The 3,367-nt window shown below is 38.7% G+C and carries 2 protein-coding genes and 1 pseudogene; all 3 read right to left on the bottom strand.

Translation table 11 applies throughout. The features are described 5' to 3' along the window. Window positions 1-214: 214 nt before the first annotated feature. Complete coding sequence (gene dhaK / locus FTU19_RS16035; protein WP_180131901.1) at window positions 215-1,945, bottom strand: dihydroxyacetone kinase subunit DhaK; 1,731 nt, start codon at window positions 1,943-1,945, stop codon at window positions 215-217. 174 nt (window positions 1,946-2,119) lie between these two features. Next, window positions 2,120-3,196: an ATP-dependent endonuclease gene (locus FTU19_RS16040; protein WP_257225477.1), complete on the bottom strand. Its 1,077-nt coding sequence runs from the start codon at window positions 3,194-3,196 to the stop codon at window positions 2,120-2,122. A gap of 66 nt (window positions 3,197-3,262) precedes the next feature. Then, window positions 3,263-3,367: pseudogene (locus FTU19_RS16045) on the bottom strand (IS5/IS1182 family transposase); the annotation flags it as partial.

Below are 3,367 nucleotides of genomic sequence, written 5' to 3' on the forward strand. Positions count from 1 at the left end.
TATACATCTGTGTTATGGCGTTTTAAAACATCAGACTGCCTATCAAAGAGATTATTTAGTGGTCGAATAATCTCAAAACCTGATTGACTACCAAGACGGTATCTCATCTCCTAAAAGGAGAGGGAATTTCACTGTGAAATCTAACCCTCTATTTAATTAAATGAGACACCCTCTCCCTGTGGGAGAGGGATGGGGTGAGGGATAAGTCAAAAAATTACTTAATATGCTCAGCAATATCAGTAAAGATCACACCTAAACCATGTGCGCCAGCATCTGGATAACCCAGACTACGATCACCTACAGTCCCGGCACGGCCCATACGCGCTACGATCTCTTTAGTTGATTCCGCACCTTGAACTGCTGCTTGAGCACCTAGAGAAAAGTTTTCTTTAAAGGTCTTGTCAGTATTCGCTGACCAAGAATCTGCACATGGAACTAGAGCATCAATCAGGGTTTTGTCACCAACCACGGCACCACGACCAAATGAACGCTCACCAGTCGTTTGAATGCCTTTGACTGCTGCTTGTAGCATCTCTGCAAAATTCGCCACGGTTAATGTGGTTTTACCTTTAATGGCTTTACTTGCAGCACGGAAAGCTGAACCCCAGATTGGACCTGATGCACCGCCACAATGTTCCATGATGATCATTGAACAGTTCAGCAGAAAATCATCCATCTGTTCAGCTTGAACCAGTTCATGCCATTGGCGTTTAAGTTGTTTAAAACCTTTGGCCACACTCATTCCGAAGTCGCCATCACCAGCATGAGCATCTAACTCACAGAAAGGTACTTCATTTTTAATGATGCAGGCACTCATCACATCGACCACATAGCGCATGTTTTCAATGGTGAATTGTTCATTGGCAATCACAGCATGTTCAGGATGCGTTTCAACATCTGTATTTACTGTGCGTACAGCAGCTTCGTCTTTGGCCGCAAACTCAAATGGCAGTGCAGTTGAACCATCTATTTTAAATGCAGGAGTATTGGCTTCTGCATCCAGATAGGTCTTTAGTTCATCATCCACTGCCAACAAAGAAACCGATGCACCTGCCATGTCGATACTGGTCATGTAGTTGCCGACAAAGGTACGGTAGATTTTGATACCTTTGCTGGCCAGATGTTCACATACATCATTATTAAACACATACAATTCTTGCAGTGGCGTTGTGCCAAAACCATTAACTAGTACTGCAACTTCAGTCAGGTTCGGACGATCCAGGAACAGGTCATCGACAATGCGCTGCGCCAGTTCTTTAGAAGACAGAATCTTTTCACGACGGATCCCCGGTTCACCGTGGATACCGACGCCGTATTCCATTTCATCTTCAGTTAAAGTGAACGTTGGTGTGCCTTTGGCTGGAACGGTACAAGAGGTAAAGGCAAAACCAAAGCTAATCACATTATCCGCAGCTTTTTGTGCCAGTTCTTTAACACGTGCCAGTTCATAACCTTTAGAAGCAGCAGCACCGGCAATCTTATGCACGAAGATCGTACCGGCAACACCACGACGACCAACTGTATATAGGCTGTCTTTTACTGCGATGTCATCAGCGACTTTGACGTAATCGACTTTGATGCCATCTTCAGTTGCTAATGTAGCGCCATTCTGGAAATTCATCATATCGCCAGAATAGTTTTTAATGATCATTAGGACGCCTTTGTCAGTCGCCACTTGCTGCAAGGCTTTATAAACCTGAATTTGTGAAGGTGATGCAAATACGTCTCCACATACGGCAGCATCTAGCATGCCTTTACCAACAAAGCCGGCATGCGCTGGTTCATGACCACTACCACCTCCACTGATCAAAGCGACATTTTGGTGTTTTTCTTTACGAGAAATGATTTTATAAGATTCATTAAATGCCAGTTCTGGATGTGCCAGCACAAAGCCTTTGCACATTTCGACAACGATGTTTTCAGCACCGTTCATGAGTTTCTTCATTGGAACACCAAGAGTCATTGATTTGGGAGATAAATTTATTGGTCTATTATTCATGAAAGTGATGAATTTTGCAGACTTAAAAGTGTAAAAATGGGCGATTAATAGATGAAGGATTAGAGAAAGAGTGTTTTTTAATCCCTCTTTATAAAAGAGGGAATTAGGCAAATTTAGATATTAAGCAGGTTCGGATTCTTCTTCAAACTGTATATTGGGTATGCTCTGTTCGAGTTCTGAAATATCAGACCATTCCAAAGCACCATCAGGAAGCTCAGCATCCTCTAAGTCTAAAATGGAATCCAATAGTTGTTTGATCAGGATATATTTTTGAGGATCAGATTTAATTTTATTAATGCTGTTTTCAGGCTTATTAGAACTAATAGTTTCTGAAAAATATGCATGTTCAAAATTTATTAAAGAGGATATTACCTTACAATTTTCTCCCATCTGATCCTGAATTTTGCTGTTATTAGTCCAAGCAGGGTTATTAATTTCCACAATGTCATAGACTTTATTTTTTGCACATGAAAGCTGTTTATTAAGTTTACGACTTTGACACTTTGGAGTATCTGAATCATGTAAAACATAATATTTATTTTTGAAATGATTTAAAACTTTCATCATTGAAGCAACAGTTACTTTACCTCGTGCTCTGATGATATTTAAATTATGATAATTCTGATTTCCAATTTCAGTTTCACGCTGACGAATATAATTAAATGCTGAATACTCTGTGTCTCCTTCTACAATTAAAATTTTACCTCCAAAAAATGCGTGAGAAATATGAGAATCAAATAAGTTCATTAACTTTAAATTTTCTTTATCATTTTCATCTAATTTAGTTTGCTCAGGAGAAAAGAGAGTTGTAGTTTCAATACTATTTTCTATATTTTTTTCGACTCTTATAATAGTCGTATTATCTTTAGTTAAATCAATAAAGTTTGGGGAATGAGTAGCAATCATGATTTGCCAGTTTTGACTGTCAGGTAATGAATAAAGTACATCACGAGCATTTGCGATTGCTAGAGGATGTAAGCTAACTTCAGGTTCGTCTAGTAGAAGTATATGAGAACTATTTGAACCTAAATTTTCATGTTGAGATTTAGTTCCTTTTTTAGCTTTTATTCCTTTATCTGCTAGAAGTTTAAGGATTGTCCATAAAGCTGTTCTTCGACTACCACTTCCTTGTTTTTCTAAGGGGAATTTTTCACCATGAATTGCTCCCATTTGAACATCAAATTCATCTCCCAACATTTCTATGGAATATTCTAAATTAGAATTTGGTGATGTAATTTTTAATTAGATCTCTTGCGAAAGTCGTTATTGCAAGTTCATCCGGTTTACCAGTGCAGCGATTAAGTTAATGCGTAAACCGAATCTTTTCCGTCTATTTCGATAGCGTTCACTTAGTATTCTAAATCTTTT

This window comes from Acinetobacter sp. YH12072 (assembly GCF_013419565.1).
Taxonomy (GTDB): Bacteria; Pseudomonadota; Gammaproteobacteria; order Pseudomonadales; family Moraxellaceae; genus Acinetobacter.